A 26946-nucleotide genomic window follows, 5' to 3' on the forward strand; every position below is an offset into this window, starting at 1 on the left:
CAAAAAAATTAGCCTTGCGGCTACTACTTGTCGCCGAGAACTTCCGGGCAGTAAAAACACGGGCTCAGGCGAGCCGGGTATTCTAGACACACCCCAGAAATGAATCAAGCCCCAAAAGGGGCTTGATTCAAGTTCAAGGCCACCGATGGTCAGGTTCTTGCGAACCCGAGCATCGAAGCTTTGACAGCAATTACCAGCTGGCTTTAACCAGACCCGGTACGTCACCACGCATTGCCGCTTCACGCAGTTTGTTACGGCCAAGGCCGAACTTGCGGTAAACGCCGTGCGGACGACCAGTCAGGCGGCAACGGTTACGCATGCGCGCAGCGCTTGCGTCACGTGGTTGCTTCTGCAGAGCTACTGTAGCTTCCCAACGCGCTTCTGGACTTGCGTTCAGATCAACGATGATAGCTTTCAGCGCTGCACGCTTGGTGGCGTACTTGGCAACGGTGAGCTGACGCTTCAGCTCACGGTTTTTCATGCTCTTCTTGGCCATTTTCCTACTCCAATCAGTTGCGGAACGGGAATTTGAAAGCACGCAGCAGAGCGCGGCCTTCATCATCGTTCTTGGCAGTGGTGGTCAGGGTAATGTCCAGACCGCGGAGAGCATCGATCTTGTCGTAGTCGATTTCCGGGAAAATGATCTGCTCTTTCACGCCCATGCTGTAGTTACCACGACCATCGAAGGACTTGGCATTCAGGCCGCGGAAGTCGCGAACCCGAGGCAGGGAGATCGACAGCAGACGATCCAGGAACTCGTACATACGCTCACGGCGCAGAGTCACCTTGACGCCGATCGGCCATCCTTCACGGACTTTAAAGCCAGCGATGGATTTACGAGCGTAGGTCACAACGACTTTTTGGCCGGTGATCTTTTCCAGGTCAGCAACAGCGTGCTCGATGACTTTTTTGTCGCCGATCGCTTCGCCCAGACCCATGTTCAGGGTGATTTTGGTAACGCGCGGAACTTCCATCACGTTCGAAAGCTTAAGTTCTTCCTTAAGTTTCGGAGCGATTTCCTTCCGGTAAATCTCTTTTAGTCGTGCCATGGTCTTCTACCTAGCAGTGTTCAAGCATCAACCGCTTTTTGGGTCGACTTGAAGACACGAATTTTCTTACCTTCTTCTACTTTGAAACCAACGCGGTCAGCCTTGTTGGTTTCGCCATTGAAGATGGCTACGTTAGAAGCGTGCAGTGGCGCTTCTTTCTCGACGATACCGCCTTGTACGCCCGACATCGGGTTGGGCTTGGTATGACGCTTGACCAGGTTCAGACCACCAACAACCAGACGGTTGTCAGCAAGAACCTTCAGCACCTTACCGCGCTTACCTTTGTCTTTGCCGGCGATCACGATGATCTCGTCGTCACGACGAATCTTTTGCATGTCGGATCTCCTTACAGCACTTCTGGGGCGAGCGAGACGATCTTCATGAACTTCTCAGTACGAAGTTCACGGGTCACTGGCCCAAAGATACGGGTGCCGATCGGCTCTTGCTTGTTGTTCAGAAGAACAGCAGCGTTGCCATCAAAGCGGATAATGGAGCCATCAGCACGACGTACGCCGTGACGAGTGCGGACTACAACAGCAGTCATCACTTGGCCTTTTTTCACTTTACCGCGAGGAATTGCTTCCTTCACGGTAACTTTGATGATGTCACCGATACCAGCGTAACGACGATGGGAGCCACCCAGCACCTTGATGCACATAACGCGGCGTGCGCCGCTGTTATCGGCCACATCGAGCATGGATTGAGTCTGAATCATATAATTTCTCCGACCCCTAGTCCTTAGACTTCCACAGCGCGTTCGAGAACATCAACCAGCGCCCAAGACTTGGTCTTGGCCATCGGACGAGTTTCACGAATAGTGACTTTGTCGCCGATGTGGCACTGATTGGTTTCGTCGTGCGCGTGCAGCTTAGTCGAACGCTTAACGTATTTACCGTAGATCGGGTGCTTAACGCGACGCTCGATCAGAACGGTGATGGTTTTGTCCATCTTGTCGCTGACAACACGGCCAGTCAGCGTACGGACAGTTTTTTCGGCTTCAGCCATGATCACTTACCTGCCTGCTGGTTGAGCACAGTCTTCACGCGAGCGATGTCACGTTTAACTTGCGAGAGCAGATGAGACTGCCCCAACTGGCCAGTTGCTTTCTGCATACGCAGATTGAACTGGTCGCGCAGCAGGCCGAGCAGTTGCTCGTTCAGCTGCTGTGCGGATTTTTCACGAAGTTCATTCGCTTTCATCACATCACCGTCCGTTTAACAAAGGCGGTGGCGAGCGGCAGCTTTGCAGCAGCCAGGGCAAAAGCCTCACGCGCCAGCTCTTCAGTTACGCCCTCGATTTCATACAGGACTTTACCTGGCTGAATCTGGGCAACCCAGTATTCCACGTTACCCTTACCTTTACCCATCCGAACCTCGAGAGGCTTTTTGGAGATCGGCTTGTCCGGGAATACACGGATCCAGATCTTGCCGCCACGTTTAACGTGACGGGTCAGAGCACGACGCGCTGACTCGATCTGACGAGCGGTGAGACGACCACGAGCTACAGACTTCAGCGCGAACTCGCCGAAGCTGACTTTGCTACCGCGCTGAGCCAGACCACGGTTGTGGCCTGTCATCTGCTTGCGGAACTTCGTACGCTTAGGTTGCAACATTTGGCGTACCCCTTACTTAGCAGCTTTTTTACGAGGCGCTGGTGCTTGTGGTTTCAGTTCTTCTTGGCGACCACCAATTACTTCGCCTTTGAAGATCCAAACCTTTACACCGATCACACCGTAAGTGGTGTGAGCTTCGTAGTTGGCATAGTCGATGTCGGCACGCAGGGTGTGCAGTGGCACACGACCTTCGCGATACCATTCAGTACGTGCGATTTCAGCACCGCCGAGACGACCGCTCACTTGGATTTTGATGCCTTTGGCACCAATGCGCATGGCGTTCTGTACAGCGCGCTTCATAGCGCGACGGAACATTACGCGACGCTCCAGCTGCTGAGCTACGCTCTGCGCAACCAGCATACCGTCGAGCTCCGGCTTACGGATCTCTTCGATATTGATGTGCACAGGCACACCCATTTGCTTGGTCAGGTCCTGACGCAGTTTCTCAACATCTTCACCTTTCTTCCCGATAACGATACCTGGACGAGCGGTGTGGATGGTGATACGTGCAGTTTGCGCCGGACGATGGATATCGATACGGCTTACGGACGCGCTTTTTAGTTTGTCTTGGAGATACTCACGCACCTTCAGATCAGCGAACAAATAGTCCGCATAAGTCCGACCGTCTGCGTACCAGACGGAGGTGTGCTCCTTGACGATTCCCAGGCGAATGCCAATGGGATGTACTTTCTGACCCATCTCTTCGACTCCGTTACTTGTCAGCAACCTTGACAGTGATATGGCAAGACCGCTTGACGATGCGATCAGCACGGCCTTTGGCACGTGGCATGATGCGCTTCAGCGAACGCCCTTCGTTGACGAAAACGGTGCTGACCTTAAGGTCATCAACGTCTGCGCCTTCGTTATGCTCGGCGTTGGCTACGGCCGACTCCAGCACTTTCTTCATGATCTCGGCGGCTTTCTTACTGCTGAAAGCCAACAAGTTGAGCGCTTCGCCCACCTTCTTCCCGCGAATCTGGTCGGCGACCAAGCGGGCTTTCTGGGCGGAGATTCGAGCGCCCGACAACTTAGCGGCTACTTCCATTTCCTAACCCCTTAACGCTTGGCTTTCTTGTCTGCCACGTGCCCACGATAAGTGCGGGTACCGGCAAACTCGCCCAGTTTGTGGCCGACCATGTCTTCGTTAACGAGAACTGGGACGTGTTGACGACCGTTGTGTACTGCGATGGTCAGACCGACCATTTGTGGCAGGATCATCGAACGACGCGACCAAGTCTTAATTGGTTTGCGATCGTTCTTTTCCGCCGCCACTTCGATCTTCTTCAGTAGGTGAAGATCAATAAAAGGACCTTTTTTCAGAGAACGTGGCACTGTCGTATCCCTCTATTTACTTGCGACGACGGACGATCATTTTGTCGGTACGCTTATTACCACGAGTCTTCGCGCCCTTAGTCGGGAAGCCCCATGGCGATACCGGATGACGACCACCAGAGGTACGACCTTCACCACCACCATGTGGGTGGTCAACCGGGTTCATGGCAACACCACGAACGGTTGGGCGAACGCCACGCCAGCGTTTGGCACCAGCTTTACCCAGCGAACGCAGGCTATGCTCGGAGTTCGAGACTTCGCCCAAGGTCGCACGGCATTCAGCCAGTACTTTACGCATTTCACCGGAACGCAGACGCAGGGTCACGTACACACCTTCACGAGCGATCAGCTGAGCCGAAGCACCAGCGGAACGAGCGATCTGTGCGCCTTTACCTGGCTTCAATTCGATGCCGTGTACGGTGCTACCAACTGGAATGCTGCGCAGTTGCAACTGGTTGCCCGGCTTGATCGGAGCCAAAGCACCCGAAATCAGCTGGTCGCCAGCGCTCACGCCTTTAGGGGCGATGATGTAACGGCGTTCGCCGTCTGCGTACAACATAAGAGCAATGTGAGCAGTACGGTTTGGATCGTATTCAATGCGTTCAACAGTGGCTGGAATGCCATCTTTGTCGTTGCGACGGAAATCGACCATACGATAATGCTGCTTGTGGCCACCACCGATGTGACGAGTGGTAATGCGACCATTGTTGTTACGACCACCAGTCTTCGATTTTTTCTCGAGCAGCGGTGCGTGAGGAGCGCCTTTATGCAGCTCCTGGTTGACCACCTTGACCACAAAACGGCGGCCAGGGGAAGTCGGTTTGCATTTAACGATTGCCATGATGCACCCCTTCCTTACTCAGCACTGCTGCTGAAATCGAGATCTTGGCCTGGCTGAAGGGAGATAACTGCCTTCTTCCAGTCATTACGCTTGCCCAGACCGCGAGCTGTGCGCTTGCTTTTACCCAGAACGTTCAGGGTAGTAACACGCTCAACTTTCACGCTGAACAGGCTTTCGACGGCCTTCTTGATTTCCAGCTTGGTTGCGTCAGTTGCAACCTTGAAAACGAACTGGCCTTTCTTGTCAGCCAGAACCGTAGCCTTCTCGGAAACGTGCGGGCCAAGCAGAACTTTAAATACGCGTTCCTGGTTCATCCCAGCAGCTCCTCGAATTTCTTCACGGCCGACACGGTGATCAACACCTTGTCGTATGCGATCAGACTAACTGGATCGGAACCTTGCACGTCACGTACATCAACGTGTGGCAGGTTGCGAGCAGCCAGGTACAGGTTCTGATCAACAGCGTCGGACACGATCAGAACGTCGGTCAGACTCATGTTGTTCAGTTTGCCCAGCAGGTCTTTGGTTTTCGGCGACTCAACGGCGAAATCCTGAACCACAACCAGACGATCAGTACGCACCAGCTCAGCAAGGATGGAACGCATTGCTGCGCGATACATCTTCTTGTTCAGCTTCTGGGAGTGATCCTGTGGACGAGCTGCGAAAGTGGTACCGCCGCCGCGCCAGATTGGGCTACGGATAGTACCGGCACGAGCACGGCCAGTACCTTTCTGACGCCAAGGGCGCTTACCGCCACCACGAACGTCGGAACGGGTCTTTTGCTGCTTGCTACCCTGACGGCCGCCGGCCATGTAGGCCACGACTGCTTGGTGAACCAGCGTCTCATTGAACTCGCCGCCAAACGTCAGTTCGGAAACTTCGATCGCTTGAGCGTCATTTACATTTAATTGCATGTCAGCTTCCCCTTAACCGCGAGCCTTGGCTGCCGGACGTACAACCAGGTTGCCGCCAGTAGCGCCAGGAACAGCACCCTTGACCAACAACAGATTGCGTTCAGCGTCCACGCGCACTACTTCCAGGGACTGCACGGTCACGCGCTCAGCGCCCATATGACCGGACATTTTTTTGCCCTTGAATACACGACCAGGAGTCTGGCACTGGCCGATAGAGCCCGGGACGCGGTGGGACACGGAGTTACCGTGGGTATTATCTTGCCCGCGGAAGTTCCAACGCTTGATCGTACCCTGGAAGCCTTTACCTTTGGACTGACCGGTTACATCAACCAGTTGACCAGCAGCGAAGATTTCAGCGTTGATCAGATCGCCAGCCTGGTACTCGCCTTCTTCAAGGCGGAACTCCATGACGGTACGACCAGCGGCAACGTTCGCCTTAGCGAAGTGGCCAGCCTGAGCAGCTGTTACACGGGAAGCGCGACGCTCGCCGACAGTGACTTGCACTGCACGATAGCCATCGGTCTCTTCAGTTTTGAACTGGGTGACGCGATTCGGCTCGATCTCAATGACCGTAACCGGAATGGAGACACCTTCTTCGGTGAAAATACGGGTCATACCGCATTTACGACCGACTACACCAATAGTCATGTTGTAAACCTCATGAGTGTACGGGGCTTTCACCCGCTATGGCCGCCCATTTCAGAGCGTTACACGACTAAGACCGAGTCTTAGCCGAGGCTGATCTGCACTTCCACACCGGCCGCAAGATCAAGCTTCATAAGCGCATCAACGGTTTTATCCGTTGGCTGGACGATATCCAGAACGCGCTTATGAGTACGGATCTCGTACTGGTCACGCGCGTCTTTGTTGACGTGCGGGGAGACCAGAACGGTGAACCGCTCTTTACGGGTAGGCAGTGGAATTGGACCACGCACTTGAGCACCAGTACGTTTCGCGGTTTCCACGATTTCCTGGGTGGATTGGTCGATCAGACGATGGTCAAAGGCCTTCAACCTGATACGGATTTGCTGATTTTGCATTGGATTTCAGACTCCGGCTGCTATTCCCACCGAGCGCAATACGCCCGTTAAAAGGAGGCGCAATTCTATAGACGCCCCGAATAGGTGTCAACCCAATAAAAAAAGCCCCCGCTAAGCGGAGGCTTTTTTCAACTCATCATTACTAACTCAAAAAGAGTTAGGCGATGATTTTGGCTACGACGCCAGCGCCGACGGTACGACCGCCTTCACGGATAGCGAAACGCAGACCGTCTTCCATTGCGATGGTCTTGATCAGGGTGACAACCATTTTGATGTTGTCGCCTGGCATTACCATCTCAACGCCTTCCGGCAGTTCGCAGTTACCGGTCACGTCAGTGGTCCGGAAGTAGAACTGTGGACGGTAGCCTTTGAAGAACGGAGTGTGACGACCGCCTTCTTCTTTGCTCAACACGTACACTTCAGCTTCGAAGGTAGTGTGCGGCTTAACCGAACCTGGCTTGACCAGAACCTGGCCACGCTCTACGTCGTCACGCTTGGTGCCACGCAGCAGAACGCCGCAGTTCTCGCCAGCACGACCTTCGTCGAGCAGCTTACGGAACATTTCAACACCGGTGCAGGTGGTGACGGTAGTGTCACGCAGACCAACGATTTCCAGTGGATCCTGAACCTTGACGATACCGCGCTCGATACGACCAGTTACAACAGTACCGCGACCGGAGATCGAGAATACGTCTTCGATTGGCATCAGGAACGGCTTGTCGATAACACGAACTGGATCTGGAATGTAGCTGTCCAGAGTCTCAACCAGTTTACGAACGGCAGTGGTGCCCATTTCGTTGTCGTCTTTGCCTTCCAGAGCCATACGAGCCGAACCGATGATGATCGGAGTGTCGTCGCCTGGGAAGTCATAGGTGGACAGCAGGTCGCGAACTTCCATCTCAACCAGTTCCAGCAGCTCAGCGTCGTCTACCAGGTCAGCCTTGTTCAGGAAGACCACGATGTACGGAACGCCAACCTGGCGGGACAGCAGGATGTGCTCACGGGTTTGCGGCATCGGACCATCAGCGGCCGAGCAAACCAGGATTGCGCCGTCCATTTGAGCAGCACCGGTGATCATGTTCTTCACATAGTCAGCGTGACCTGGGCAGTCAACGTGAGCGTAGTGACGGATCAGCGAGTTGTATTCAACGTGCGCGGTGTTGATGGTGATACCACGAGCTTTCTCTTCTGGTGCGCTGTCGATCTTGTCGAAGTCAACGATTGCCGAACCGAAAACTTCGGAGCAAACGCGAGTCAGAGCAGCAGTCAGAGTGGTTTTACCGTGGTCAACGTGACCGATGGTGCCAACGTTGACGTGCGGTAGGGAACGATCAAATTTTTCTTTAGCCACGACAATTAACTCCTAGCCTAAAGGGGCTGAATCAGCCTTGTTTTTTGGTAACAGACTCGACGATGTGCGACGGGGCTGTATCGTATTTTTTGAATTCCATAGAGTAGCTTGCGCGACCCTGAGACATGGAACGAACGTCGGTCGCGTAACCGAACATTTCACCCAGCGGAACTTCCGCGCGGATTACTTTGCCGGAGACCGTGTCTTCCATACCCTGGATCATGCCGCGACGACGATTAAGGTCGCCCATCACATCACCCATATAGTCTTCAGGCGTAACAACCTCTACCGCCATGATCGGCTCGAGCAACTCACCACCACCCTTCTGGGCCAGTTGCTTGGTCGCCATGGAAGCAGCCACTTTAAACGCCATCTCGTTGGAGTCGACGTCGTGGTAAGAACCATCGAACACGGTAGCCTTCAGGCCGATCAGCGGATAGCCGGCAACTACGCCGTTCTTCATCTGCTCTTCGATACCCTTCTGGATAGCCGGGATGTATTCCTTAGGAACCACACCACCTACTACTTCGTTCACGAATTGCAGACCTTCCTGACCTTCGTCAGCAGGAGCAAAACGGATCCAGCAGTGACCGAACTGGCCACGACCGCCGGACTGACGAACGAACTTGCCTTCGATTTCGCAGTTCTTCGTGATGCGCTCACGATAGGAAACCTGAGGCTTGCCGATGTTGGCTTCGACGTTGAACTCACGGCGCATCCGGTCAACCAGGATGTCCAGGTGCAGCTCGCCCATGCCGGAGATGATCGTTTGACCAGTCTCTTCATCAGTTTTAACGCGGAAAGATGGATCTTCCTGAGCAAGCTTGCCCAGAGCGATACCCATTTTTTCCTGGTCATCCTTGGTCTTAGGCTCTACGGCAACCGAAATAACCGGCTCCGGGAAGTCCATACGAACGAGGATGATTGGCTTGTCAGCGTTGCACAAGGTTTCACCAGTGGTGACGTCCTTCATGCCGATCAGGGCCGCGATGTCGCCAGCGCGCACTTCCTTGATCTCTTCACGGGCGTTTGCGTGCATTTGCACCATACGACCCACGCGCTCTTTCTTGCCTTTAACCGAGTTGATCACGCCGTCGCCGGAGTTCAACACGCCCGAGTAAACACGGACGAAGGTCAAAGTACCCACGAATGGGTCGGTAGCGATCTTGAACGCCAGAGCCGAGAACGGCTCCGCATCGTCTGCATGACGCTCCAGCTCGATTTCCTCGTTATCAGGATCAGTACCCTTGATAGCAGGAATGTCGGTTGGCGCAGGCAGGTAGTCGATAACGGCGTCGAGAACCAGGGGAACACCCTTGTTCTTGAAGGAAGAACCGCAAACAGCCAAGACGATTTCACCAGCGATAGTACGCTGACGCAGAGCGGCCTTGATCTCCTCGATGGTGAGTTCTTCACCTTCAAGGTACTTGTTCATCAGGTCTTCATTGGCTTCGGCAGCAGCCTGAACCATGTTGTCGCGCCATTCGGCAGCCAATTCCTGCATATCTTCAGGAACAGGCTTACGAACAGGAACCATACCCTTGTCGGAATCGTTCCAGTACACAGCTTCCATGTTGATCAGATCGATCTGACCCTGGAAGTTGTCTTCTGCACCGATAGCCAACTGGATTGGCACTGGCGTGTGACCCAGACGCTTTTTGATCTGTTCGATCACGCGCAGGAAGTTCGCACCAGCACGGTCCATCTTGTTTACGTAAACAAGACGTGGAACGCCGTATTTGTTGGCTTGACGCCATACGGTTTCCGACTGAGGCTCAACACCCGAAGTACCGCAGAACACAACGACCGCGCCGTCGAGTACGCGCAGGGAACGTTCAACTTCAATAGTGAAGTCTACGTGGCCCGGGGTATCGATTACGTTGAAGCGATGCTCGTCTTTGTACTGCTTGGCAGAACCTTTCCAGAAGGCGGTAATGGCAGCAGAAGTAATGGTAATACCACGCTCCTGCTCCTGAACCATCCAGTCTGTGGTCGCGGCGCCGTCATGCACCTCGCCCATTTTGTGACTTTTGCCGGTGTAAAAAAGGACGCGCTCGGTGGTGGTGGTTTTACCAGCATCCACGTGAGCGACGATACCGATGTTACGGTAGCGACTAATCGGAGTAGTACGAGCCATAAAGCCCTCGCAAAATTAGTGAAGCTAAAATTAGAAGCGGTAGTGCGAGAAAGCTTTGTTGGCTTCTGCCATACGGTGCACGTCTTCACGCTTCTTAACAGCAGCACCTTTACCTTCAGCAGCATCCAGCAGCTCGCCAGCCAAGCGCAGAGCCATAGACTTCTCGCCACGCTTACGTGCGAAGTCTACCAACCAGCGCATTGCCAGAGCGTTACGACGGGACGGACGAACTTCGACCGGAACCTGGTAAGTAGCACCACCAACGCGGCGCGACTTCACTTCGACCAGCGGAGCGATGGCGTCGAGTGCTTTCTCGAAGAGTTCCAGGGGATCGGAGCCGACCTTACGGGCCGCAACGGTTTCCAGGGCACCATAAACGATACGCTCGGCAACGGCTTTCTTGCCGCTTTCCATAACGTGGTTCATGAATTTGGCGAGGATCTGGCTTCCGTATTTCGGATCGTCCAGAATCTCACGCTTTGCTGCTACGCGACGTCTTGGCATGATAAGCCCTCAAGCGGTCTTCAGGTTAGCTCGGGACAGATCCAGAGGATGCGTGCCCGACCTTACTCTTATCGACTCAATAAAATAGAAATCTGCAAAACGACCGATTACTTCGGACGCTTGGTACCGTACTTCGAACGACCTTGGTTACGACCTTTGACGCCGGAAGTATCCAGGGAGCCGCGAACGGTGTGGTAACGAACACCTGGCAAGTCTTTTACACGACCGCCGCGGATCAGTACCACGCTGTGCTCTTGCAGGTTGTGGCCTTCACCGCCGATGTACGAGGAAACCTCGAAACCGTTGGTCAGACGCACACGGCATACTTTACGCAGTGCCGAGTTAGGTTTTTTCGGCGTGGTGGTGTACACACGGGTGCACACGCCACGACGTTGCGGGCAGTTCTGCAGCGCAGGCACGTCGGATTTCTCGACGATACGCTTACGCGGCTGACGTACCAGCTGGTTGATAGTTGCCATCTACTAGCTCCACTGTTGTCTTGCGACGCTATTGTCTTGCAAGAAAAGCAAAATGGCAGGAACGAATTCCCGCCAAATTTAGGGGTACAAGAGTCTAAAGAGGATCTTGGCCCCAGTCAAGGCAAGGCCCCGACCTCACCACTCATCGAACCTCGACAAATTGTCTCGATTCGATGAACGGTGCGATCAGGGCCTTACGCTCATTTATCGCAGAACTCAGTTACCGCTCGAGTTCAGCGCTTCGGTCAGTGCAGCTTCCACTTCACTGGCGCTTACGCGCAACGGCTTGTCTGCTTCACGGCGACGCTTGCGCTCGCTGTGATATGCCAAACCGGTACCAGCCGGGATCAGACGACCCACGACCACGTTTTCTTTCAGACCGCGCAAGTAGTCGCGCTTGCCGGTGACTGCCGCTTCGGTCAGTACTCGAGTGGTTTCCTGGAAGGAAGCCGCCGAGATGAACGATTCGGTGGACAACGACGCCTTGGTGATACCCAGCAGTACACGAGTGAACTTGGAAACGAATTTCTCGTCGCCCGCCAGACGCTCGTTCTCTACCAGTACGTGAGTCAATTCCATCTGGTCGCCCTTGATGAAAGTGGAATCGCCGGATTCAGCGATTTCAACTTTACGCAGCATCTGACGCAGGATGGTCTCGATGTGCTTATCGTTGATCTTCACGCCCTGCAGACGATAAACGTCCTGGATCTCGTTAACGATGTACTTGGCCAGCGCACTCACACCCAGCAGACGCAGGATGTCGTGTGGATCGCTCGGGCCGTCGGAGATAACTTCGCCGCGGTTTACCTGTTCGCCTTCGAACACGTTCAGGTGACGCCACTTCGGAATCAGCTCTTCGTACGGATCGCTACCGTCGTTCGGGGTAATGACCAGACGGCGCTTGCCTTTGGTCTCTTTACCGAACGCGATGGTGCCGCTGACTTCAGCCAGAATCGACGCTTCTTTCGGACGACGAGCTTCGAACAAGTCGGCAACACGCGGCAGACCACCGGTGATGTCTCGAGTTTTCGAGGTCTCTTGCGGGATACGCGCGATAACATCACCGATCGCGATCTTCGCACCATCCGCTACACCGACCAGGGCGTTGGCTGGCAGGAAGTACTGAGCGATTACGTCAGTACCTGGCAGCAACAGATCCTTGCCGTTGTCGTCGACCATCTTCACGGCAGGACGGATGTCTTTACCGGCAGCTGGACGATCTTTGGCGTCGAGTACTTCAATGTTGGTCATACCGGTCAATTCGTCAGTCTGACGCTTGATCGTGATGCCTTCTTCCATGCCCACGTAGGTCACGGTACCTTTCATTTCGGTAACGATTGGGTGAGTGTGCGGGTCCCACTTGGCCACGATTGCGCCAGCGTCGACCTTGTCACCTTCTTTAACCGAAATCACAGCACCGTACGGCAGCTTGTAACGCTCGCGCTCACGACCGTAGTCATCAGCGATTGCCAGCTCACCGGAACGGGACACAGCAACCAGGTGGCCATCCACTCGCTCAACGTGTTTCAGGTTGTGCAGACGGACGGTACCGCCATTCTTCACCTGAACGCTGTCGGCTGCGGAGGTCCGGCTTGCCGCACCACCAATGTGGAACGTACGCATGGTCAGCTGGGTACCCGGCTCACCGATGGACTGGGCAGCGATAACGCCGACCGCTTCACCGATGTTCACCTGGTGACCACGAGCCAAGTCACGGCCGTAGCACTTGGCGCAAATGCCGTAGCGGGTTTCGCAGCTGATCGGCGAGCGAACAATCACTTCGTCGATGCTGTTGAGTTCGATGAACTCGACCCACTTCTCGTCTACCAGAGTGCCGGCAGGAACGATGATGTCCTCGGTACCTGGCTTGAATACGTCACGGGCGATTACTCGACCCAGTACGCGTTCACCCAACGGCTCTACAACGTCACCGCCTTCAATGTGCGGAGTCATCAGCAGACCGTGTTCGGTACCGCAATCGATCTCGGTCACGACCAGATCCTGCGCCACGTCTACCAGACGACGAGTCAGGTAACCGGAGTTCGCAGTTTTCAACGCGGTATCCGCCAAACCTTTACGAGCACCGTGAGTCGAGATGAAGTACTGAAGTACGCTCAAACCTTCACGGAAGTTCGCAGTAATCGGCGTTTCGATGATGGAACCGTCCGGCTTGGCCATCAGACCACGCATACCGGCCAGCTGACGAATCTGTGCTGCGGAACCCCGCGCACCCGAGTCAGCCATCATGTACATCGAGTTGAACGACTCTTGGTCGACTTCGACGCCGTGACGGTCGATGACTTTCTCTTTCGAGAGGTTGGCCATCATCGCCTTGGAAACTTCGTCGTTCGCTTTCGACCAAAGGTCGATCACTTTGTTGTACTTCTCGCCCTGGGTTACCAGGCCGGAGGCGTACTGGCTCTCGATCTCTTTCACTTCGTCGGTGGCAGCACCGATGATGCGGGCTTTCTCATCCGGGATAACGAAGTCGTTAACACCGATGGAAACGCCGGAAATGGTCGAATAAGCAAAACCGGTGTACATCAACTGGTCAGCGAAGATCACGGTCTCTTTCAAACCAACCACGCGGTAGCACTGGTTGATCAGCTTGGAGATCGCCTTTTTCTTCATCGGCAGGTTGACGACGTCGTACGACAGACCTTTTGGCACAACTTGATACAGCAACGCACGGCCGACAGTGGTGTCGACGATACGAGTGCCGCTCACGCTGCCACCGTCACGGTCGTTGACGGTTTCATTGATCCGCACTTTGACCTTGGCGTGCAGTGCGGCTTCGCCGGCACGGAACACACGGTCAACTTCCTGCAGATCCGCGAACACACGACCTTCGCCTTTGGCGTTGATCGCTTCACGAGTCATGTAGTACAGACCCAATACAACGTCCTGCGACGGAACGATGATTGGCTCACCGTTGGCTGGCGACAGAATGTTGTTGGTCGACATCATCAACGCACGCGCTTCGAGCTGGGCTTCCAGCGTCAGCGGTACGTGCACGGCCATTTGGTCGCCGTCGAAGTCGGCGTTGTACGCGGCGCAGACCAGCGGGTGCAGCTGAATAGCCTTACCTTCGATCAGTACTGGTTCAAACGCCTGGATACCCAGACGGTGAAGGGTCGGTGCACGGTTGAGGAGAACCGGGTGTTCACGGATCACTTCAGCGAGAACGTCCCAAACCTCTGGCAGTTCGCGCTCGACCATTTTCTTGGCGGCTTTGATGGTAGTCGCGAGACCACGCATTTCCAGCTTGCCGAAAATGAACGGTTTGAACAGCTCGAGAGCCATCTTCTTCGGCAGACCGCACTGATGCAGACGCAGAGTCGGGCCTACGGTAATTACCGAACGACCGGAGTAGTCAACACGCTTACCGAGCAAGTTCTGACGGAAACGACCCTGCTTACCCTTGATCATGTCAGCCAAAGATTTCAGAGGACGCTTGTTCGAACCGGTGATAGCGCGGCCACGACGACCGTTGTCGAGCAGTGCATCGACAGCTTCCTGCAACATACGCTTTTCGTTGCGCACGATGATGTCCGGAGCGGACAGATCAAGCAGACGCTTCAAGCGGTTGTTACGGTTGATCACTCGACGATACAGATCGTTGAGGTCGGAAGTCGCGAAGCGACCGCCATCCAGCGGGACCAGTGGACGCAGATCTGGCGGCAGAACCGGCAGAACGGTCAGCACCATCCATTCTGGAAGGTTGCCGGAACCCTGGAAGGCTTCCATCAACTTCAGACGCTTGGACAGCTTCTTGATCTTGGTTTCGGAGTTGGTTTGCGGAATTTCTTCGCGCAGACGGCCAATCTCGTGCTCCAGGTCGATAGCGTGCAGCAGTTCACGGACAGCTTCAGCACCCATGCGGGCGTCGAAATCATCACCGAACTCTTCCAGCGCTTCGAAGTACTGCTCGTCGTTCAGCAGCTGACCTTTTTCAAGGGTGGTCATGCCTGGGTCGATAACGACATAGCTCTCGAAGTAGAGAACGCGTTCGATATCACGCAGGGTCATGTCCATCAGCAAGCCGATACGCGACGGCAGCGATTTCAGGAACCAGATGTGGGCAACTGGCGAGGCCAGTTCGATGTGCGCCATGCGCTCACGACGAACTTTTGCCAGCGCGACTTCAACGCCGCACTTCTCGCAGATCACACCACGGTGCTTCAAGCGCTTGTACTTACCGCACAGGCACTCGTAATCCTTTACCGGGCCAAAGATCTTGGCGCAGAACAGGCCGTCACGCTCAGGTTTGAACGTACGGTAGTTGATCGTTTCCGGCTTTTTAACTTCGCCGAACGACCAAGAGCGGATCATCTCAGGCGATGCCAATCCAATACGGATGGCGTCGAACTCTTCGACTTGACCCTGGTTTTTCAGCAAATTCAGTAGGTCTTTCAAGGCCTTTCCTCCTGGCGGAGCAGAGAGCGGGCAATCCTGCCCCGCTCTCGATTCGCGTCACGTGTTATTCGGTTTCCAGATCGATATCGATGCCGAGGGAACGAATTTCCTTGATCAACACGTTGAAAGACTCGGGCATGCCCGGCTCCATACGGTGATCGCCATCCACGATGTTTTTGTACATCTTGGTACGGCCGTTCACATCGTCCGACTTCACTGTGAGCATTTCTTGCAGAGTGTAAGCGGCACCGTATGCTTCCAGTGCCCAGACCTCCATCTCCCCGAAACGCTGACCACCGAACTGTGCCTTACCACCCAGCGGCTGCTGGGTAACCAGGCTGTACGAACCGGTAGAACGAGCGTGCATCTTGTCGTCTACCAAGTGGTTCAGCTTCAGCATGTACATGTAGCCAACAGTAACCGGGCGCTCGAACTTGTTGCCGGTACGGCCGTCGGTCAGCTGCATCTGGCCGCTTTCTGGCAGGTCTGCCAGTTTCAGCATGGCCTTGATTTCGCTTTCCTTGGCGCCGTCGAACACTGGGGTGGCCATTGGAACACCGCCACGCAGGTTCTTCGCCAGATCGAGGATTTCCTGATCAGAGAAGCTGTCCAGGTCTTCGTTACGACCGCCGATCTGGTTGTAGATCTCGTCCAGGAAAGTACGCAGTTCTGCGACTTTACGCTGCTCTTCGATCATCCGGTTGATCTTCTCGCCCAGACCTTTAGCCGCGAGGCCAAGGTGGGTTTCAAGGATCTGACCAACGTTCATACGCGAAGGTACGCCCAACGGGTTGAGGACGACGTCGACCGGGGTGCCATTGGCATCGTGCGGCATGTCTTCAACCGGCATGATCACGGAGACCACACCCTTGTTACCGTGACGACCGGCCATCTTGTCGCCCGGCTGGATGCGACGACGGATTGCCAGGTAAACCTTGACGATTTTCAGCACGCCTGGAGCCAGGTCATCGCCCTGCTGCAGTTTGCGCTTCTTGTCTTCGAACTTGTCGTCCAGCAGACGGCGACGATCAACGATGTAGGCCTGAGCCTTCTCGAGCTGCTCGTTCAGAGCATCTTCAGCCATGCGCAGTTTGAACCACTGACCATGCTCAAGACCGTCGAGTACTTCGTCGGTGATGTCCTGACCTTTCTTCAGACCAGCGCCGCCTTCAGCCTTGTGGCCTACCAGAGCGGAACGCAGACGTTCGAAAGTCGCGCCTTCAACGATACGGAACTCTTCGTTCAGATCCTTGCGGATCTCGTCGAGCTGAGTCTTCTCGATCGACAGTGCACGAGCATCACGCTCAACGCCGTCGCGGGTGAAGACCTGTACGTCGATGACAGTACCTTTGGTACCGGTCGGTACGCGCAGGGAAGTGTCTTTAACGTCGCTGGCTTTTTCACCGAAGATTGCACGCAACAGCTTCTCTTCCGGAGTCAGTTGGGTCTCGCCTTTCGGAGTGACCTTACCAACCAGGATGTCGCCCGCGCCAACTTCAGCACCTACATAAACGATACCGGCTTCGTCCAGTTTGTTCAGTGCAGCTTCACCGACGTTCGGGATGTCTGCAGTGATCTCTTCAGGCCCAAGCTTGGTGTCACGCGCCACACAGGTCAGTTCCTGAATGTGGATCGTGGTGAAGCGGTCTTCCTGAACCACACGCTCGGACAGGCAGATGGAGTCTTCGAAGTTGAAGCCGTTCCACGCCATGAACGCGATGCGCATGTTCTGACCCAGTGCCAGCTCACCCATATCGGTGGACGGACCGTCGGCCATGATGTCGTTACGCTGAACGCGATCACCCTTGCTCACCAGCGGACGCTGGTTGATGCAGGTGTTCTGGTTCGAACGGGTGTATTTGGTCAGGTTGTAGATGTCGACACCAGCTTCACCGGTTTCAACTTCGTCATCAGCAACACGAACCACGATACGGCTGGCGTCAACAGAGTCAATCACGCCGCCACGACGAGCAACGACGCAAACGCCGGAGTCACGAGCTACGTTACGCTCCATGCCGGTACCTACCAGCGGCTTGTCAGCGCGCAGGGTTGGTACAGCTTGACGCTGCATGTTGGAACCCATCAACGCACGGTTGGCGTCATCGTGCTCCAGGAACGGGATCAGCGACGCGGCAACCGAAACTACCTGCTTCGGCGAAACGTCCATCAAGGTGACGTCTTCCGGCGCCTTGACGGTGAACTCGTTCAAGTGACGAACAGCTACCAGTTCGTCGATCAGGACTTTCTTGTCGTTCATCGTGGCCGAAGCCTGAGCGATCACGTGATCAGCTTCTTCGATGGCGGACAGGAATACGATCTCGTCGGTGACCAGAGCGTCTTTCACCACACGGTACGGGCTCTCGAGGAAACCATACTGGTTGGTGCGCGCATAGGCCGCCAGGGAGTTGATCAGACCGATGTTCGGACCTTCCGGCGTTTCAATCGGGCAAACACGACCGTAGTGAGTCGGGTGTACGTCACGGACTTCGAAGCCTGCGCGCTCACGAGTCAGACCGCCAGGGCCGAGTGCGGAGACACGACGCTTGTGGGTGATCTCGGACAGCGGGTTGTTCTGGTCCATGAACTGCGAGAGCTGGCTGGAACCGAAGAACTCTTTCACCGCCGCAGCCACTGGCTTGGCGTTGATCAGGTCTTGCGGCATCAGGCCTTCGCTTTCTGCCATCGACAGACGCTCTTTGACCGCACGCTCAACACGTACCAGGCCAACGCGGAACTGGTTCTCGGCCATTTCGCCTACGCAGCGAACACGACGGTTACCCAGGTGGTCGATGTCATCGACGATGCCTTTACCGTTACGGATGTCGACCAGAGTCTTCAGTACCGCGACGATGTCTTCCTTGCACAGCACGCCCGAACCTTCGATCTCGGTACGACCGATACGACGGTTGAACTTCATCCGGCCGACCGCAGACAGGTCATAGCGCTCAGGGCTGAAGAACAGGTTGTTGAACAGGGTCTCGGCAGCGTCTTTGGTTGGCGGCTCGCCTGGACGCATCATGCGATAGATCTCGACCAGCGCTTCCAATTGGTTGCTGGTGGAGTCTATCTTCAGAGTGTCGGAGACGAACGGACCGCAGTCGATGTCGTTGGTATACAGGGTCTCGATGCGAACAACCTGAGCCTTGGCGATTTTCGCCAGGATCTCGGTGTTCAGCTCGGTGTTGCACTCAGCCAGGATTTCGCCAGTGGCCGGGTGAACGATAACCTTGGCGGTTGTGCGGCCCAGAACGTAGTCCAGAGGCACTTCCAGCGATTTGATACCGGCCTTCTCGATCTGGTTGATGTGGCGCGCAGTAATACGGCGGCCAGCTTCAACAATCACCTTGCCGTTTTCATCCTGGATATCCAGGACGGCAATCTCGCCGCGCAGACGCGAAGCGATCAGTTCCAGCTTGAGGGTCTCGCCACTCAGGCTGAATACGTTGGTGGTGTAGAACGCGTCCAGCACTTCTTCAGTGGTATAGCCGAGCGCGCGCAGCAGTACCGATGCCGGCAGCTTGCGACGACGGTCGATACGCACGAATACGCAGTCTTTCGGGTCGAACTCGAAGTCCAACCACGAACCGCGGTAAGGAATGATGCGCGCGGAGTACAGCAGTTTGCCGGAGCTATGCGTCTTGCCGCGGTCGTGGTCGAAGAACACGCCCGGGGAACGGTGCAACTGGGAAACGATTACACGCTCGGTACCGTTGATTACGAAGGTACCGTTCTCAGTCATCAGGGGAATTTCACCCATGTAGACTTCTTGCTCTTTGATGTCCTTGATCGCTTTGTTCGACGATTCTTTGTCGAAAATGATCAGGCGCACTTTTACCCGCAAAGGTACGGCGTAAGTCACACCGCGCAATACGCATTCTTTGACATCAAATGCCGGTTCGCCCAGGCGATAACCGACGTACTCCAGCGCAGCATTGCCGGAGTAGCTGATGATCGGGAAAACGGATTTGAAGGCCGCATGCAGGCCCACGTCGCGGAACTGATCTTTAGTCGCTCCCGCTTGCAAGAATTCACGATACGAATCCAGCTGGATGGCCAGGAGGTAAGGCACATCCATGACGTCCGGCAACTTGCTAAAGTCCTTGCGGATACGTTTTTTCTCAGTATATGAGTAAGCCATCAGCGTTCCCCAGCTTGGTCACCTGCTTGTTTGGCCCCTCCCGACGGGAGCAGCCAGAAAATCGTGCAAACCCCATGGTTTGCTCCACCGCATCGGGTGGTTACAGCTCGTTATCAGCACCGACCCAGTCGGCTGCCAATAACGGAAAAAGGCCGGTGGCAAGAGCCACCAGCCATCAGCCTTTCGCTTGACGCTCGGGCTGGAGGAGCAAAGTCGATACTTATTTCAGCTCGACTTTAGCGCCTGCTTCTTCCAGCTTCTTCTTGGCGTCTTCAGCAGCTTCTTTCGAAACGCCTTCCAGAACTACCTGAGGAGCGCCGTCTACTTTCTCTTTGGCTTCTTTCAGGCCCAGACCGGTCAGCTCGCGAACTGCTTTAATGGCGTTTACTTTCTTCTCGCCAGCTTCCAGCAGAACAACGTTGAACTCGGTTTGCTCTTCAACAACAGCGGCAGCAGCAGCTGGACCAGCAGAAGCAGCGGCAGCGGATACGCCGAACTTCTCTTCCATTGCCTTGATCAGTTCAACGATTTCCAGAACCGATTTTTCGCCGATTGCGTCGATGATTTGTTCGTTAGTCAGAGACATGACTTATTTCCTGAATTGGGGGACAGCCTGCAGGCCATCGAAATAAACAAAAATACGCGAAAGAGGAAACGCTCAGCCTTAGGCTGCAGCTGCTTCTTTCTGGTCGCGAAGTGCCGCCAGAGTACGAGCCAATTTGCTGGTAGCGCCTTGAATCACGCTCATCAGCTGGGAAATTGCTTCGTCACGGGTCGGCAGGCTTGCCAGCACGTCGATCTGATTAGCTGCGAGGAACTTGCCCTCGAACGCAGCTGCCTTGATCTCGAACTTATCCTGACCTTTGGCGAACTCTTTGAACAAACGGGCAGCAGCGCCAGGATGTTCGTTGGAGAATGCAATCAAGGTCGGGCCAGTGAACACGTCGTTGAGAACACTGTATTCAGTGTCTGCAACGGCGCGCTTGAGCAGGGTGTTACGTACAACACGTACGTAAACGCCAGCTTCACGAGCCTCTTTACGGAGTCCGGTCATTGCGCCTACTGTTACGCCACGGGCATCAGCCACAACAGCGGACAGAGCGACTTTGGCAGCCTCGTTGACTTCAGCGACGATGGCCTTCTTGTCTTCGAGATAAATTGCCACGGGTTAACTCCTGCTTGTTACCGTTTCATTCGATCGAAACCGAATGTCGTTTTGGTGTCTGATTCGGTAAGGAACCGGGAGCACCATCTGCGTAGGCTTGTGGTTTAAGACTTGCGTCGCCTACGGTCTTGGACAGCCCCCGCCAGGCAGGGACCCCAATCTTTCAATTGGCGCGATCACTCGCGCCAATTTTGTCTTACGCGTCCAGCGAACCTTGGTCGATGACCAGACCCGGGCCCATAGTGGTGCTCAGGGTAACGCGCTTGACGTAAATGCCTTTCGAGGAAGCTGGCTTGATACGCTTCAAATCAGCGATCAGGGCTTCAACGTTTTCCTTCAGTTGAACAGCGTCGAAACCGACCTTGCCAACGGAAGTGTGGATGATGCCGTTTTTGTCGGTGCGATAACGAACCTGACCAGCCTTGGCGTTTTTAACCGCGGTAGCTACGTCTGGAGTCACGGTGCCGACTTTCGGGTTAGGCATCAGACCACGTGGACCGAGGATCTGGCCCAACTGACCTACAACGCGCATGGCATCCGGGGATGCGATAACTACGTCATAGTTCAGGTCGCCGCCTTTCATTTCGGCAGCCAGGTCGTCCATACCAACACGGTCAGCGCCGGCAGCCAGAGCGGCTTCAGCAGCTGGACCCTGGGTGAACACAGCAACGCGAACGGTCTTGCCAGTGCCGTGTGGCAGCACAGTAGCGCTACGAACAACCTGGTCAGATTTACGCGGGTCTACGCCCAGGTTTACAGCTACGTCGAACGACTCGCTGAACTTGACAGTCGACAGCTCGGCCAACAGAGCGGCAGCGTCTACAAAGTTGTAGGACTTGCCTGCTTCGATTTTGCCGGCGATAGCCTTTTGACGCTTGGTCAGCTTAGCCATTACACACCCTCCACGTTAAGGCCCATGCTACGAGCAGAACCGGCGATAGTACGCACGGCTGCATCCATATCAGCTGCAGTCAGATCCGCGTTTTTGGCTTTCGCGATTTCTTCCAGCTGAGCACGGGTAACAGTGCCAACCTTAACGGTGTTCGGACGAGCGGAACCGCTAGTCAGACCAGCCGCCTTCTTCAGCAGAACCGAAGCAGGGGTGGATTTGGTTTCGAAAGTGAAGCTACGGTCGCTGTAGACAGTGATGATCACTGGAGTCGGCAGACCTGGCTCAATACCCTGAGTACGGGCGTTGAAAGCCTTGCAGAATTCCATGATGTTCACGCCGTGTTGACCCAGTGCAGGACCAACAGGTGGGCTTGGGTTAGCCTGAGCGGCCTTCACTTGCAGCTTGATGTAAGCGGTAATCTTCTTGGCCATGAGGCACTCCAATTACGGGTTCGATCGCCTCGAAAGGCTCCCCGGTTACTTGCGCGTTTATCCCAGTGACGACAAAACCCCACAGCCTAGGGCTGCGGGGTTGGGATGCTTTGTCAGTTAGACCTTTTCGACCTGACTGAACTCCAACTCTACCGGAGTAGAGCGACCGAAAATGAGCACCGCCACTTGGATCCGGCTCTTTTCGTAGTTAACTTCTTCGACAACGCCGTTGAAATCAGCAAACGGACCGTCATTGACACGAACAGTCTCACCTGGCTCGAACAACGTCTTCGGCTTCGGCTTGTCGCTACCATCAGCAACACGACGCAGAATCGCTTCCGCTTCTTTATCAGTGATTGGCGCAGGCTTGTCGGCGGTACCGCCGATAAAACCCATCACCCGAGGAGTATCCTTGACCAAGTGCCAAGTACCCTCATTCATGTCCATCTGAACCAGCACATAGCCTGGGAAGAACTTGCGTTCGCTTTTGCGTTTCTGGCCATTACGCATTTCAACCACTTCTTCAGTGGGAACCAGAATTTCGCCAAAGCCGTCTTCCATGCCAGCCAGCTTTACACGCTCAACCAAAGAGCGCATGACATGCTTCTCGTAACCCGAGTAAGCATGCACAACGTACCAACGCTTAGCCACGGGACACCCTTAGCCAACAATCAAGGAGACAAGCCAGCCGAGCAGGGAATCAAGACCCCACAACAGCAACGCCATAACCAGAACAACAGCCACCACAATGAGAGTGGTCTGCGTGGTTTCTTGGCGAGTTGGCCATACGACTTTACGAATCTCGGTGCGAGCTTCCTTAGCGAGCACAAAGAAAGACTTGCCCTTCGCCGTCTGCAAGCCTACAAAGGCAGCAACAGCAGCAATGGCAAGCAATGCGAGTACACGATACAGGATCGGCGAAGCGGCATAATACTGATTGCCAACCACACCAACAATCACCAAAGCGACTACTACAAGCCACTTGAGCAGATCGAAGCGAGAGCCTTGAGCTTCAGCTTTAGGAGTCATCTATGAAGATCCTGTGAAAAGAAAGCCAGACACACCGAGTGAATCTGGCAGGTCAGGAGGGAATCGAACCCCCAACCTACGGTTTTGGAGACCGTCGCTCTGCCAATTGAGCTACTGACCTAAAACAAAATCAGGCCGACCATTATGCCGGCCCGAAAAATACATTACAACCAATTACTCGATGATCTTTGCCACTACGCCGGCGCCGACGGTACGACCACCTTCACGGATAGCGAAACGCAGACCGTCTTCCATTGCGATGGTCTTGATCAGGGTGACAACCATTTTGATGTTGTCGCCTGGCATTACCATTTCAACGCCTTCCGGCAGTTCGCAGTTACCGGTCACGTCAGTGGTCCGGAAATAGAACTGTGGACGGTAGCCTTTGAAGAACGGAGTGTGACGACCGCCTTCTTCTTTGCTCAACACGTACACTTCAGCTTCGAACTTGGTGTGCGGCTTGACCGAACCCGGCTTAACCAGAACCTGGCCACGCTCTACGTCGTCACGCTTAGTGCCGCGCAACAGTACGCCGCAGTTCTCGCCAGCACGACCTTCGTCGAGCAGCTTCCGGAACATTTCAACACCGGTGCAGGTGGTGACAGTAGTATCACGCAGACCAACGATTTCCAGTGGATCCTGAACCTTGACGATACCGCGCTCGATACGACCAGTTACAACAGTACCGCGACCGGAGATCGAGAATACGTCTTCGATTGGCATCAGGAACGGCTTGTCGATAACACGTACCGGATCTGGAATGTAGCTGTCCAGAGTCTCAACCAGTTTACGAACGGCAGTGGTGCCCATTTCGTTGTCGTCTTTGCCTTCCAGAGCCATACGAGCCGAACCGATGATGATCGGAGTGTCGTCGCCTGGGAAGTCATAGGTGGACAGCAGGTCGCGAACTTCCATCTCAACCAGTTCCAGCAGCTCAGCGTCGTCTACCAGGTCAGCCTTGTTCAGGAAGACCACGATGTACGGAACACCAACCTGGCGGGACAGCAGGATGTGCTCACGGGTCTGTGGCATCGGACCATCAGCGGCCGAGCAAACCAGGATTGCGCCGTCCATCTGGGCAGCACCGGTGATCATGTTCTTCACATAGTCAGCGTGACCCGGGCAGTCAACGTGAGCGTAGTGACGGATCAACGAGTTATATTCAACGTGCGCAGTATTAATGGTGATGCCGCGAGCTTTCTCTTCCGGGGCGCTGTCGATCTTGTCGAAATCAACGATTGCCGAACCGAAAACCTCGGAGCAAACGCGAGTCAGAGCAGCAGTCAGAGTGGTTTTACCGTGGTCAACGTGACCAATGGTCCCAACGTTGACGTGCGGTAGGGAACGATCAAACTTTTCCTTAGCCATCGATAACACCCCTAACAGAAGAATTAAGCAAACAACAAAAGCCATTAAAACAAAGGCAGATATTTTCATATCTGCCTTGTTATATGGAGCTCTTGAGCGGATTTGAACCGCTGACCTCACCCTTACCAAGGGTGTGCTCTACCAACTGAGCTACAAGAGCGTAAAACTTTGCACAACCTGCAAACTTGGAGCGGGTAGCGGGAATCGAACCCGCATCATCAGCTTGGAAGGCTGAGGTTCTACCACTAAACTATACCCGCAGAGCTTGCAGCTCACGCTAAAATCTGGTGGAGGGAGAAGGATTCGAACCTTCGAAGTCGTAGACGTCAGATTTACAGTCTGATCCCTTTGGCCGCTCGGGAACCCCTCCTAATCAGGCCGGCATTCTATATCATGCCAAACCCTTGTCAAGCATTTTCTCATTTAAAAACCTGAGGTTAGCTGCATTGACATCACCCTGCAGCATCAACCCTTTAGGGTCTTCGCTGTGGAGCGGGCGCCATTCTATGCAAACTATTCAGCAGGTGCAACCCCCTCGCACTGCATTATTTTATGTTTTAACTCATTGAATTCGTTGGAAAGGTTTTTCAGCTGTGCATCACCGAGCAATCGCTGGCTTTCAGGCGCAACGCTCAGCCAGAAACCGGGTTCCGGCAGATCTTTTTGCCCCACTTGAACCTTGACCCCCATTTCGGCCAAACGCACCTCAAGCGCCTGCGCGGATTCCGGACGACCAAATCCTCCAAGGTAAAAGCACTGCCCTTTTGCCGAGATTGTCTTTTCTTTCTCCCGAGATCCGTCAGTCTCACTCAGCAGCCGGATATCCTGCTGAGAGCCTCGATAAAGACTCAGCGGCGTTACATCCTTCGCACGCAATGGAGCCTCCTGCTGGTGCCAGACGTAATAGAAGACATTGAGAACGAGCAACAGCAAAAACAACCAACGCATAACAACCTCAGAACAAAGTGCACGCCATCGCCAGATCAACGAATACCAAGCCAGGGGATAGCTCAGCTTGCGGAACAACATATGGAACCAACTCCGGATCCGACCGGGAATCAACACGGAGAGATAATTACCCAAGCTTAAGCTCAGGAATCATCTCGCAACCTCAAGCTGAGCTCACCACCACTAAAAACTTTTTCCACGCCATCGACCTCCAGGCGCAGCGCGCCCTGGTTATCTATGCCTTGTACCACACCATCTATACGAGTAACGCCGGCAATCAGGGAAACCGGCCGCCCTTGCCACAGGTGAGCACTTTCCCACTCATCGCGCAGAGTAGAAAAGCCGCTGGCCTGATGACGCGCCAGATAGACCCGCAACTGTCGACTGAGCTCAGCCACAATATCGTTTCGATCGCTCCGCCTGCCCGACTCTAGCAACAACGACGTCCACTGCTGATCGACCTCTTCAGTAGACTGCATGTTCACGTTGATACCCACGCCTAGCACCACGTGACACACGTCTGCCGGATCGCCCACCAACTCTAACAAGATACCCGCAATTTTCTTGGGCCCGACCAGTACATCATTAGGCCATTTCAATCCCAAGCCTTGGACGCCTTGCTCACGGAGCGCCTGCATGACAGCCAGGCCTACGACAAGACTGAGACCCTCGAGCTGCCGCATGCCGCCGTCAATCCGCAAGACAAGACTGTAATAGATGTTTTCGGCGAAAGGACTGACCCATTTTCGCCCTCGCCTCCCGCGGCCGGAGACCTGACGCTCAGCCAAAACAAGAAAAGGCGCAGGCTGCCCCCGATCAACTGCCCGCAGAGCTTCAGCGTTGGTCGAGTCGACCGAGTCGAGGACAGTAATAGGCCAATCTGGCGCCCCCCTGCCCATTTGAACAGAATCAAGTAGCGCCAGGGGCGAAGCCAACTGATAGCCCCGACCACGAACCTTATGAATTGACAGTCCGAGCTCAGCCTCCATGTGCTGGAGCTGCTTCCAAACCGCACTTCGACTGATGCCCAAGGCAGCACCTAAAGTCTCGCCAGAATGAAATCGACCATCTTTGAGAAGATTCAACAACGTCAACATGCAGATCTCGCCTCAAAATTAGGCCGGAATAATAGCCAAGCACTGGACCGTTGCATAGAAATCAAGCAGAGAGCTTTTTCGCGGCCAAAACAAAACCCCAACTGCTTTCGCAATTGGGGTTTCGGAATTTAATCTTGACGATGACCTACTCTCACATGGGGAAACCCCACACTACCATCGGCGATGCATCGTTTCACTGCTGAG

At 54.7% G+C, this 26946-nt stretch carries 30 protein-coding genes and 4 tRNA genes; all 34 read right to left on the reverse strand.

Annotation, left to right across the window (positions count from 1 at the left end; genetic code table 11):
- Positions 1-190: 190 nt before the first annotated feature.
- Positions 191-496 carry a 30S ribosomal protein S14 gene (rpsN, locus tag ACP7BN_RS13865; protein WP_007918460.1) on the reverse strand — a complete coding sequence of 102 codons (306 nt, stop codon included), beginning with the start codon at positions 494-496 and terminating at the stop codon, positions 191-193.
- A 13-nt stretch (positions 497-509) separates the two neighbouring features.
- On the reverse strand, positions 510-1049 hold the full coding sequence (rplE, locus tag ACP7BN_RS13870; protein ID WP_003210069.1) for a 50S ribosomal protein L5: 540 nt from the start codon (positions 1047-1049) through the stop codon (positions 510-512).
- A gap of 20 nt (positions 1050-1069) precedes the next feature.
- The gene (rplX, locus tag ACP7BN_RS13875) at positions 1070-1384 is read right to left on the reverse strand and encodes a 50S ribosomal protein L24 (RefSeq protein ID WP_042561341.1); all 315 of its coding nucleotides are present in this window, start codon (positions 1382-1384) and stop codon (positions 1070-1072) included.
- 11 nt (positions 1385-1395) lie between these two features.
- Entirely contained in the window at positions 1396-1764 is a 369-nt protein-coding gene (rplN, locus tag ACP7BN_RS13880) for a 50S ribosomal protein L14 (protein ID WP_002555479.1), read from the reverse strand.
- Between the two features lie 23 nt (positions 1765-1787).
- The gene (rpsQ, locus tag ACP7BN_RS13885) at positions 1788-2054 is read right to left on the reverse strand and encodes a 30S ribosomal protein S17 (RefSeq protein WP_003194644.1); all 267 of its coding nucleotides are present in this window, start codon (positions 2052-2054) and stop codon (positions 1788-1790) included.
- A 2-nt stretch (positions 2055-2056) separates the two neighbouring features.
- A complete protein-coding gene (gene rpmC / locus ACP7BN_RS13890; protein ID WP_002555481.1) occupies positions 2057-2248 on the reverse strand; it encodes a 50S ribosomal protein L29 in 192 nt (63 codons plus the stop codon).
- A complete protein-coding gene (gene rplP / locus ACP7BN_RS13895; protein ID WP_003232424.1) occupies positions 2248-2661 on the reverse strand; it encodes a 50S ribosomal protein L16 in 414 nt (137 codons plus the stop codon). Before rplP ends, rpmC begins: the two co-directional genes overlap by 1 nt.
- A gap of 12 nt (positions 2662-2673) precedes the next feature.
- Positions 2674-3360 (reverse strand): 30S ribosomal protein S3, encoded by a 687-nt coding sequence (gene rpsC, locus ACP7BN_RS13900; RefSeq protein ID WP_003176422.1) that lies wholly within the window; start codon positions 3358-3360, stop codon positions 2674-2676.
- Between the two features lie 13 nt (positions 3361-3373).
- Positions 3374-3706 carry a 50S ribosomal protein L22 gene (gene rplV / locus ACP7BN_RS13905; protein ID WP_003103908.1) on the reverse strand — a complete coding sequence of 111 codons (333 nt, stop codon included), beginning with the start codon at positions 3704-3706 and terminating at the stop codon, positions 3374-3376.
- An 11-nt stretch (positions 3707-3717) separates the two neighbouring features.
- Positions 3718-3993: a 30S ribosomal protein S19 gene (gene rpsS, locus ACP7BN_RS13910; protein WP_003228731.1), complete on the reverse strand. Its 276-nt coding sequence runs from the start codon at positions 3991-3993 to the stop codon at positions 3718-3720.
- A 16-nt stretch (positions 3994-4009) separates the two neighbouring features.
- Positions 4010-4834 (reverse strand): 50S ribosomal protein L2, encoded by an 825-nt coding sequence (gene rplB / locus ACP7BN_RS13915; protein WP_042561342.1) that lies wholly within the window; start codon positions 4832-4834, stop codon positions 4010-4012.
- Positions 4835-4848: 14 nt separating this feature from the next.
- Complete coding sequence (rplW, locus tag ACP7BN_RS13920; RefSeq protein WP_002555488.1) at positions 4849-5148, reverse strand: 50S ribosomal protein L23; 300 nt, start codon at positions 5146-5148, stop codon at positions 4849-4851.
- Entirely contained in the window at positions 5145-5747 is a 603-nt protein-coding gene (gene rplD, locus ACP7BN_RS13925; protein WP_150711089.1) for a 50S ribosomal protein L4, read from the reverse strand. Before rplD ends, rplW begins: the two co-directional genes overlap by 4 nt.
- 12 nt (positions 5748-5759) lie before the next feature.
- Complete coding sequence (gene rplC, locus ACP7BN_RS13930; RefSeq protein WP_003186059.1) at positions 5760-6395, reverse strand: 50S ribosomal protein L3; 636 nt, start codon at positions 6393-6395, stop codon at positions 5760-5762.
- A gap of 80 nt (positions 6396-6475) precedes the next feature.
- On the reverse strand, positions 6476-6787 hold the full coding sequence (gene rpsJ, locus ACP7BN_RS13935; protein ID WP_003186070.1) for a 30S ribosomal protein S10: 312 nt from the start codon (positions 6785-6787) through the stop codon (positions 6476-6478).
- Between the two features lie 157 nt (positions 6788-6944).
- Positions 6945-8138 carry an elongation factor Tu gene (tuf, locus tag ACP7BN_RS13940; RefSeq protein WP_420648608.1) on the reverse strand — a complete coding sequence of 398 codons (1194 nt, stop codon included), beginning with the start codon at positions 8136-8138 and terminating at the stop codon, positions 6945-6947.
- A gap of 31 nt (positions 8139-8169) precedes the next feature.
- Positions 8170-10275 carry an elongation factor G gene (gene fusA, locus ACP7BN_RS13945; protein ID WP_420648609.1) on the reverse strand — a complete coding sequence of 702 codons (2106 nt, stop codon included), beginning with the start codon at positions 10273-10275 and terminating at the stop codon, positions 8170-8172.
- Between the two features lie 30 nt (positions 10276-10305).
- Positions 10306-10779 (reverse strand): 30S ribosomal protein S7, encoded by a 474-nt coding sequence (gene rpsG / locus ACP7BN_RS13950; RefSeq protein ID WP_420648610.1) that lies wholly within the window; start codon positions 10777-10779, stop codon positions 10306-10308.
- A 107-nt stretch (positions 10780-10886) separates the two neighbouring features.
- A complete protein-coding gene (gene rpsL / locus ACP7BN_RS13955) occupies positions 10887-11258 on the reverse strand; it encodes a 30S ribosomal protein S12 (protein ID WP_003186084.1) in 372 nt (123 codons plus the stop codon).
- Positions 11259-11474: 216 nt separating this feature from the next.
- On the reverse strand, positions 11475-15674 hold the full coding sequence (gene rpoC / locus ACP7BN_RS13960; RefSeq protein WP_420648611.1) for a DNA-directed RNA polymerase subunit beta': 4200 nt from the start codon (positions 15672-15674) through the stop codon (positions 11475-11477).
- Between the two features lie 64 nt (positions 15675-15738).
- Entirely contained in the window at positions 15739-19812 is a 4074-nt protein-coding gene (gene rpoB, locus ACP7BN_RS13965; RefSeq protein WP_420648612.1) for a DNA-directed RNA polymerase subunit beta, read from the reverse strand.
- A gap of 220 nt (positions 19813-20032) precedes the next feature.
- The gene (gene rplL, locus ACP7BN_RS13970) at positions 20033-20398 is read right to left on the reverse strand and encodes a 50S ribosomal protein L7/L12 (RefSeq protein WP_042561347.1); all 366 of its coding nucleotides are present in this window, start codon (positions 20396-20398) and stop codon (positions 20033-20035) included.
- Between the two features lie 78 nt (positions 20399-20476).
- The gene (gene rplJ, locus ACP7BN_RS13975; RefSeq protein ID WP_420648613.1) at positions 20477-20977 is read right to left on the reverse strand and encodes a 50S ribosomal protein L10; all 501 of its coding nucleotides are present in this window, start codon (positions 20975-20977) and stop codon (positions 20477-20479) included.
- A gap of 196 nt (positions 20978-21173) precedes the next feature.
- The gene (gene rplA, locus ACP7BN_RS13980; RefSeq protein ID WP_420648614.1) at positions 21174-21869 is read right to left on the reverse strand and encodes a 50S ribosomal protein L1; all 696 of its coding nucleotides are present in this window, start codon (positions 21867-21869) and stop codon (positions 21174-21176) included.
- Positions 21869-22300, reverse strand: a complete 432-nt coding sequence (gene rplK, locus ACP7BN_RS13985; protein ID WP_037017696.1) for a 50S ribosomal protein L11 — start codon at positions 22298-22300, stop codon at positions 21869-21871. The genes rplA and rplK overlap by 1 nt, the downstream gene beginning before the upstream one ends.
- Positions 22301-22417: 117 nt before the next feature.
- Entirely contained in the window at positions 22418-22951 is a 534-nt protein-coding gene (gene nusG, locus ACP7BN_RS13990; RefSeq protein WP_007916492.1) for a transcription termination/antitermination protein NusG, read from the reverse strand.
- 9 nt (positions 22952-22960) lie between these two features.
- The gene (secE, locus tag ACP7BN_RS13995; protein ID WP_420648615.1) at positions 22961-23329 is read right to left on the reverse strand and encodes a preprotein translocase subunit SecE; all 369 of its coding nucleotides are present in this window, start codon (positions 23327-23329) and stop codon (positions 22961-22963) included.
- Positions 23330-23374: 45 nt separating this feature from the next.
- Positions 23375-23450, reverse strand: a tRNA-Trp gene (locus ACP7BN_RS14000).
- Between the two features lie 53 nt (positions 23451-23503).
- On the reverse strand, positions 23504-24697 hold the full coding sequence (gene tuf, locus ACP7BN_RS14005; protein WP_420648616.1) for an elongation factor Tu: 1194 nt from the start codon (positions 24695-24697) through the stop codon (positions 23504-23506).
- A gap of 84 nt (positions 24698-24781) precedes the next feature.
- A tRNA-Thr gene (locus tag ACP7BN_RS14010) sits at positions 24782-24857 on the reverse strand.
- A gap of 26 nt (positions 24858-24883) precedes the next feature.
- A tRNA-Gly gene (locus ACP7BN_RS14015) sits at positions 24884-24957 on the reverse strand.
- A 25-nt stretch (positions 24958-24982) separates the two neighbouring features.
- Positions 24983-25067: transfer RNA gene (locus tag ACP7BN_RS14020), tRNA-Tyr, on the reverse strand.
- A 143-nt stretch (positions 25068-25210) separates the two neighbouring features.
- A complete protein-coding gene (locus tag ACP7BN_RS14025; RefSeq protein ID WP_426204807.1) occupies positions 25211-25645 on the reverse strand; it encodes a hypothetical protein in 435 nt (144 codons plus the stop codon).
- Between the two features lie 143 nt (positions 25646-25788).
- Positions 25789-26742, reverse strand: a complete 954-nt coding sequence (birA, locus tag ACP7BN_RS14030) for a bifunctional biotin--[acetyl-CoA-carboxylase] ligase/biotin operon repressor BirA (RefSeq protein WP_426204801.1) — start codon at positions 26740-26742, stop codon at positions 25789-25791.
- Positions 26743-26946: the final 204 nt, after the last annotated feature.

Source organism: Pseudomonas sp. TWP3-1 (assembly GCF_049896625.1).
Taxonomy (GTDB): domain Bacteria; phylum Pseudomonadota; class Gammaproteobacteria; order Pseudomonadales; family Pseudomonadaceae; genus Aquipseudomonas.

Excerpts from the sequence above, each read along its gene's own strand:
- ACP7BN_RS14025 (WP_426204807.1), bottom strand. The coding sequence starts at position 25,645 with ATGCGTTGGTTGTTTTTGCTGTTGCTCGTTCTCAATGTCTTCTATTAC.
- rplP (WP_003232424.1), bottom strand. The coding sequence starts at position 2,661 with ATGTTGCAACCTAAGCGTACGAAGTTCCGCAAGCAGATGACAGGCCAC.
- rpsN (WP_007918460.1), bottom strand. The coding sequence starts at position 496 with ATGGCCAAGAAGAGCATGAAAAACCGTGAGCTGAAGCGTCAGCTCACC.
- rplX (WP_042561341.1), bottom strand. The coding sequence starts at position 1,384 with ATGCAAAAGATTCGTCGTGACGACGAGATCATCGTGATCGCCGGCAAA.
- rpmC (WP_002555481.1), bottom strand. The coding sequence starts at position 2,248 with ATGAAAGCGAATGAACTTCGTGAAAAATCCGCACAGCAGCTGAACGAG.
- rplC (WP_003186059.1), bottom strand. The coding sequence starts at position 6,395 with ATGACTATTGGTGTAGTCGGTCGTAAATGCGGTATGACCCGTATTTTC.
- secE (WP_420648615.1), bottom strand. The coding sequence starts at position 23,329 with ATGACTCCTAAAGCTGAAGCTCAAGGCTCTCGCTTCGATCTGCTCAAG.
- tuf (WP_420648616.1), bottom strand. The coding sequence starts at position 24,697 with ATGGCTAAGGAAAAGTTTGATCGTTCCCTACCGCACGTCAACGTTGGG.
- birA (WP_426204801.1), bottom strand. The coding sequence starts at position 26,742 with ATGTTGACGTTGTTGAATCTTCTCAAAGATGGTCGATTTCATTCTGGC.
- rplW (WP_002555488.1), bottom strand. The coding sequence starts at position 5,148 with ATGAACCAGGAACGCGTATTTAAAGTTCTGCTTGGCCCGCACGTTTCC.
- rplK (WP_037017696.1), bottom strand. The coding sequence starts at position 22,300 with ATGGCCAAGAAGATTACCGCTTACATCAAGCTGCAAGTGAAGGCCGCT.
- rplL (WP_042561347.1), bottom strand. The coding sequence starts at position 20,398 with ATGTCTCTGACTAACGAACAAATCATCGACGCAATCGGCGAAAAATCG.
- rplB (WP_042561342.1), bottom strand. The coding sequence starts at position 4,834 with ATGGCAATCGTTAAATGCAAACCGACTTCCCCTGGCCGCCGTTTTGTG.
- rplE (WP_003210069.1), bottom strand. The coding sequence starts at position 1,049 with ATGGCACGACTAAAAGAGATTTACCGGAAGGAAATCGCTCCGAAACTT.
- rpsC (WP_003176422.1), bottom strand. The coding sequence starts at position 3,360 with ATGGGTCAGAAAGTACATCCCATTGGCATTCGCCTGGGAATCGTCAAG.
- rpsJ (WP_003186070.1), bottom strand. The coding sequence starts at position 6,787 with ATGCAAAATCAGCAAATCCGTATCAGGTTGAAGGCCTTTGACCATCGT.
- rplD (WP_150711089.1), bottom strand. The coding sequence starts at position 5,747 with ATGCAATTAAATGTAAATGACGCTCAAGCGATCGAAGTTTCCGAACTG.
- rpsG (WP_420648610.1), bottom strand. The coding sequence starts at position 10,779 with ATGCCAAGACGTCGCGTAGCAGCAAAGCGTGAGATTCTGGACGATCCG.
- rpoB (WP_420648612.1), bottom strand. The coding sequence starts at position 19,812 with ATGGCTTACTCATATACTGAGAAAAAACGTATCCGCAAGGACTTTAGC.
- rplA (WP_420648614.1), bottom strand. The coding sequence starts at position 21,869 with ATGGCTAAGCTGACCAAGCGTCAAAAGGCTATCGCCGGCAAAATCGAA.
- fusA (WP_420648609.1), bottom strand. The coding sequence starts at position 10,275 with ATGGCTCGTACTACTCCGATTAGTCGCTACCGTAACATCGGTATCGTC.
- rplN (WP_002555479.1), bottom strand. The coding sequence starts at position 1,764 with ATGATTCAGACTCAATCCATGCTCGATGTGGCCGATAACAGCGGCGCA.
- rpsQ (WP_003194644.1), bottom strand. The coding sequence starts at position 2,054 with ATGGCTGAAGCCGAAAAAACTGTCCGTACGCTGACTGGCCGTGTTGTC.
- rpsL (WP_003186084.1), bottom strand. The coding sequence starts at position 11,258 with ATGGCAACTATCAACCAGCTGGTACGTCAGCCGCGTAAGCGTATCGTC.
- rplV (WP_003103908.1), bottom strand. The coding sequence starts at position 3,706 with ATGGAAGTAGCCGCTAAGTTGTCGGGCGCTCGAATCTCCGCCCAGAAA.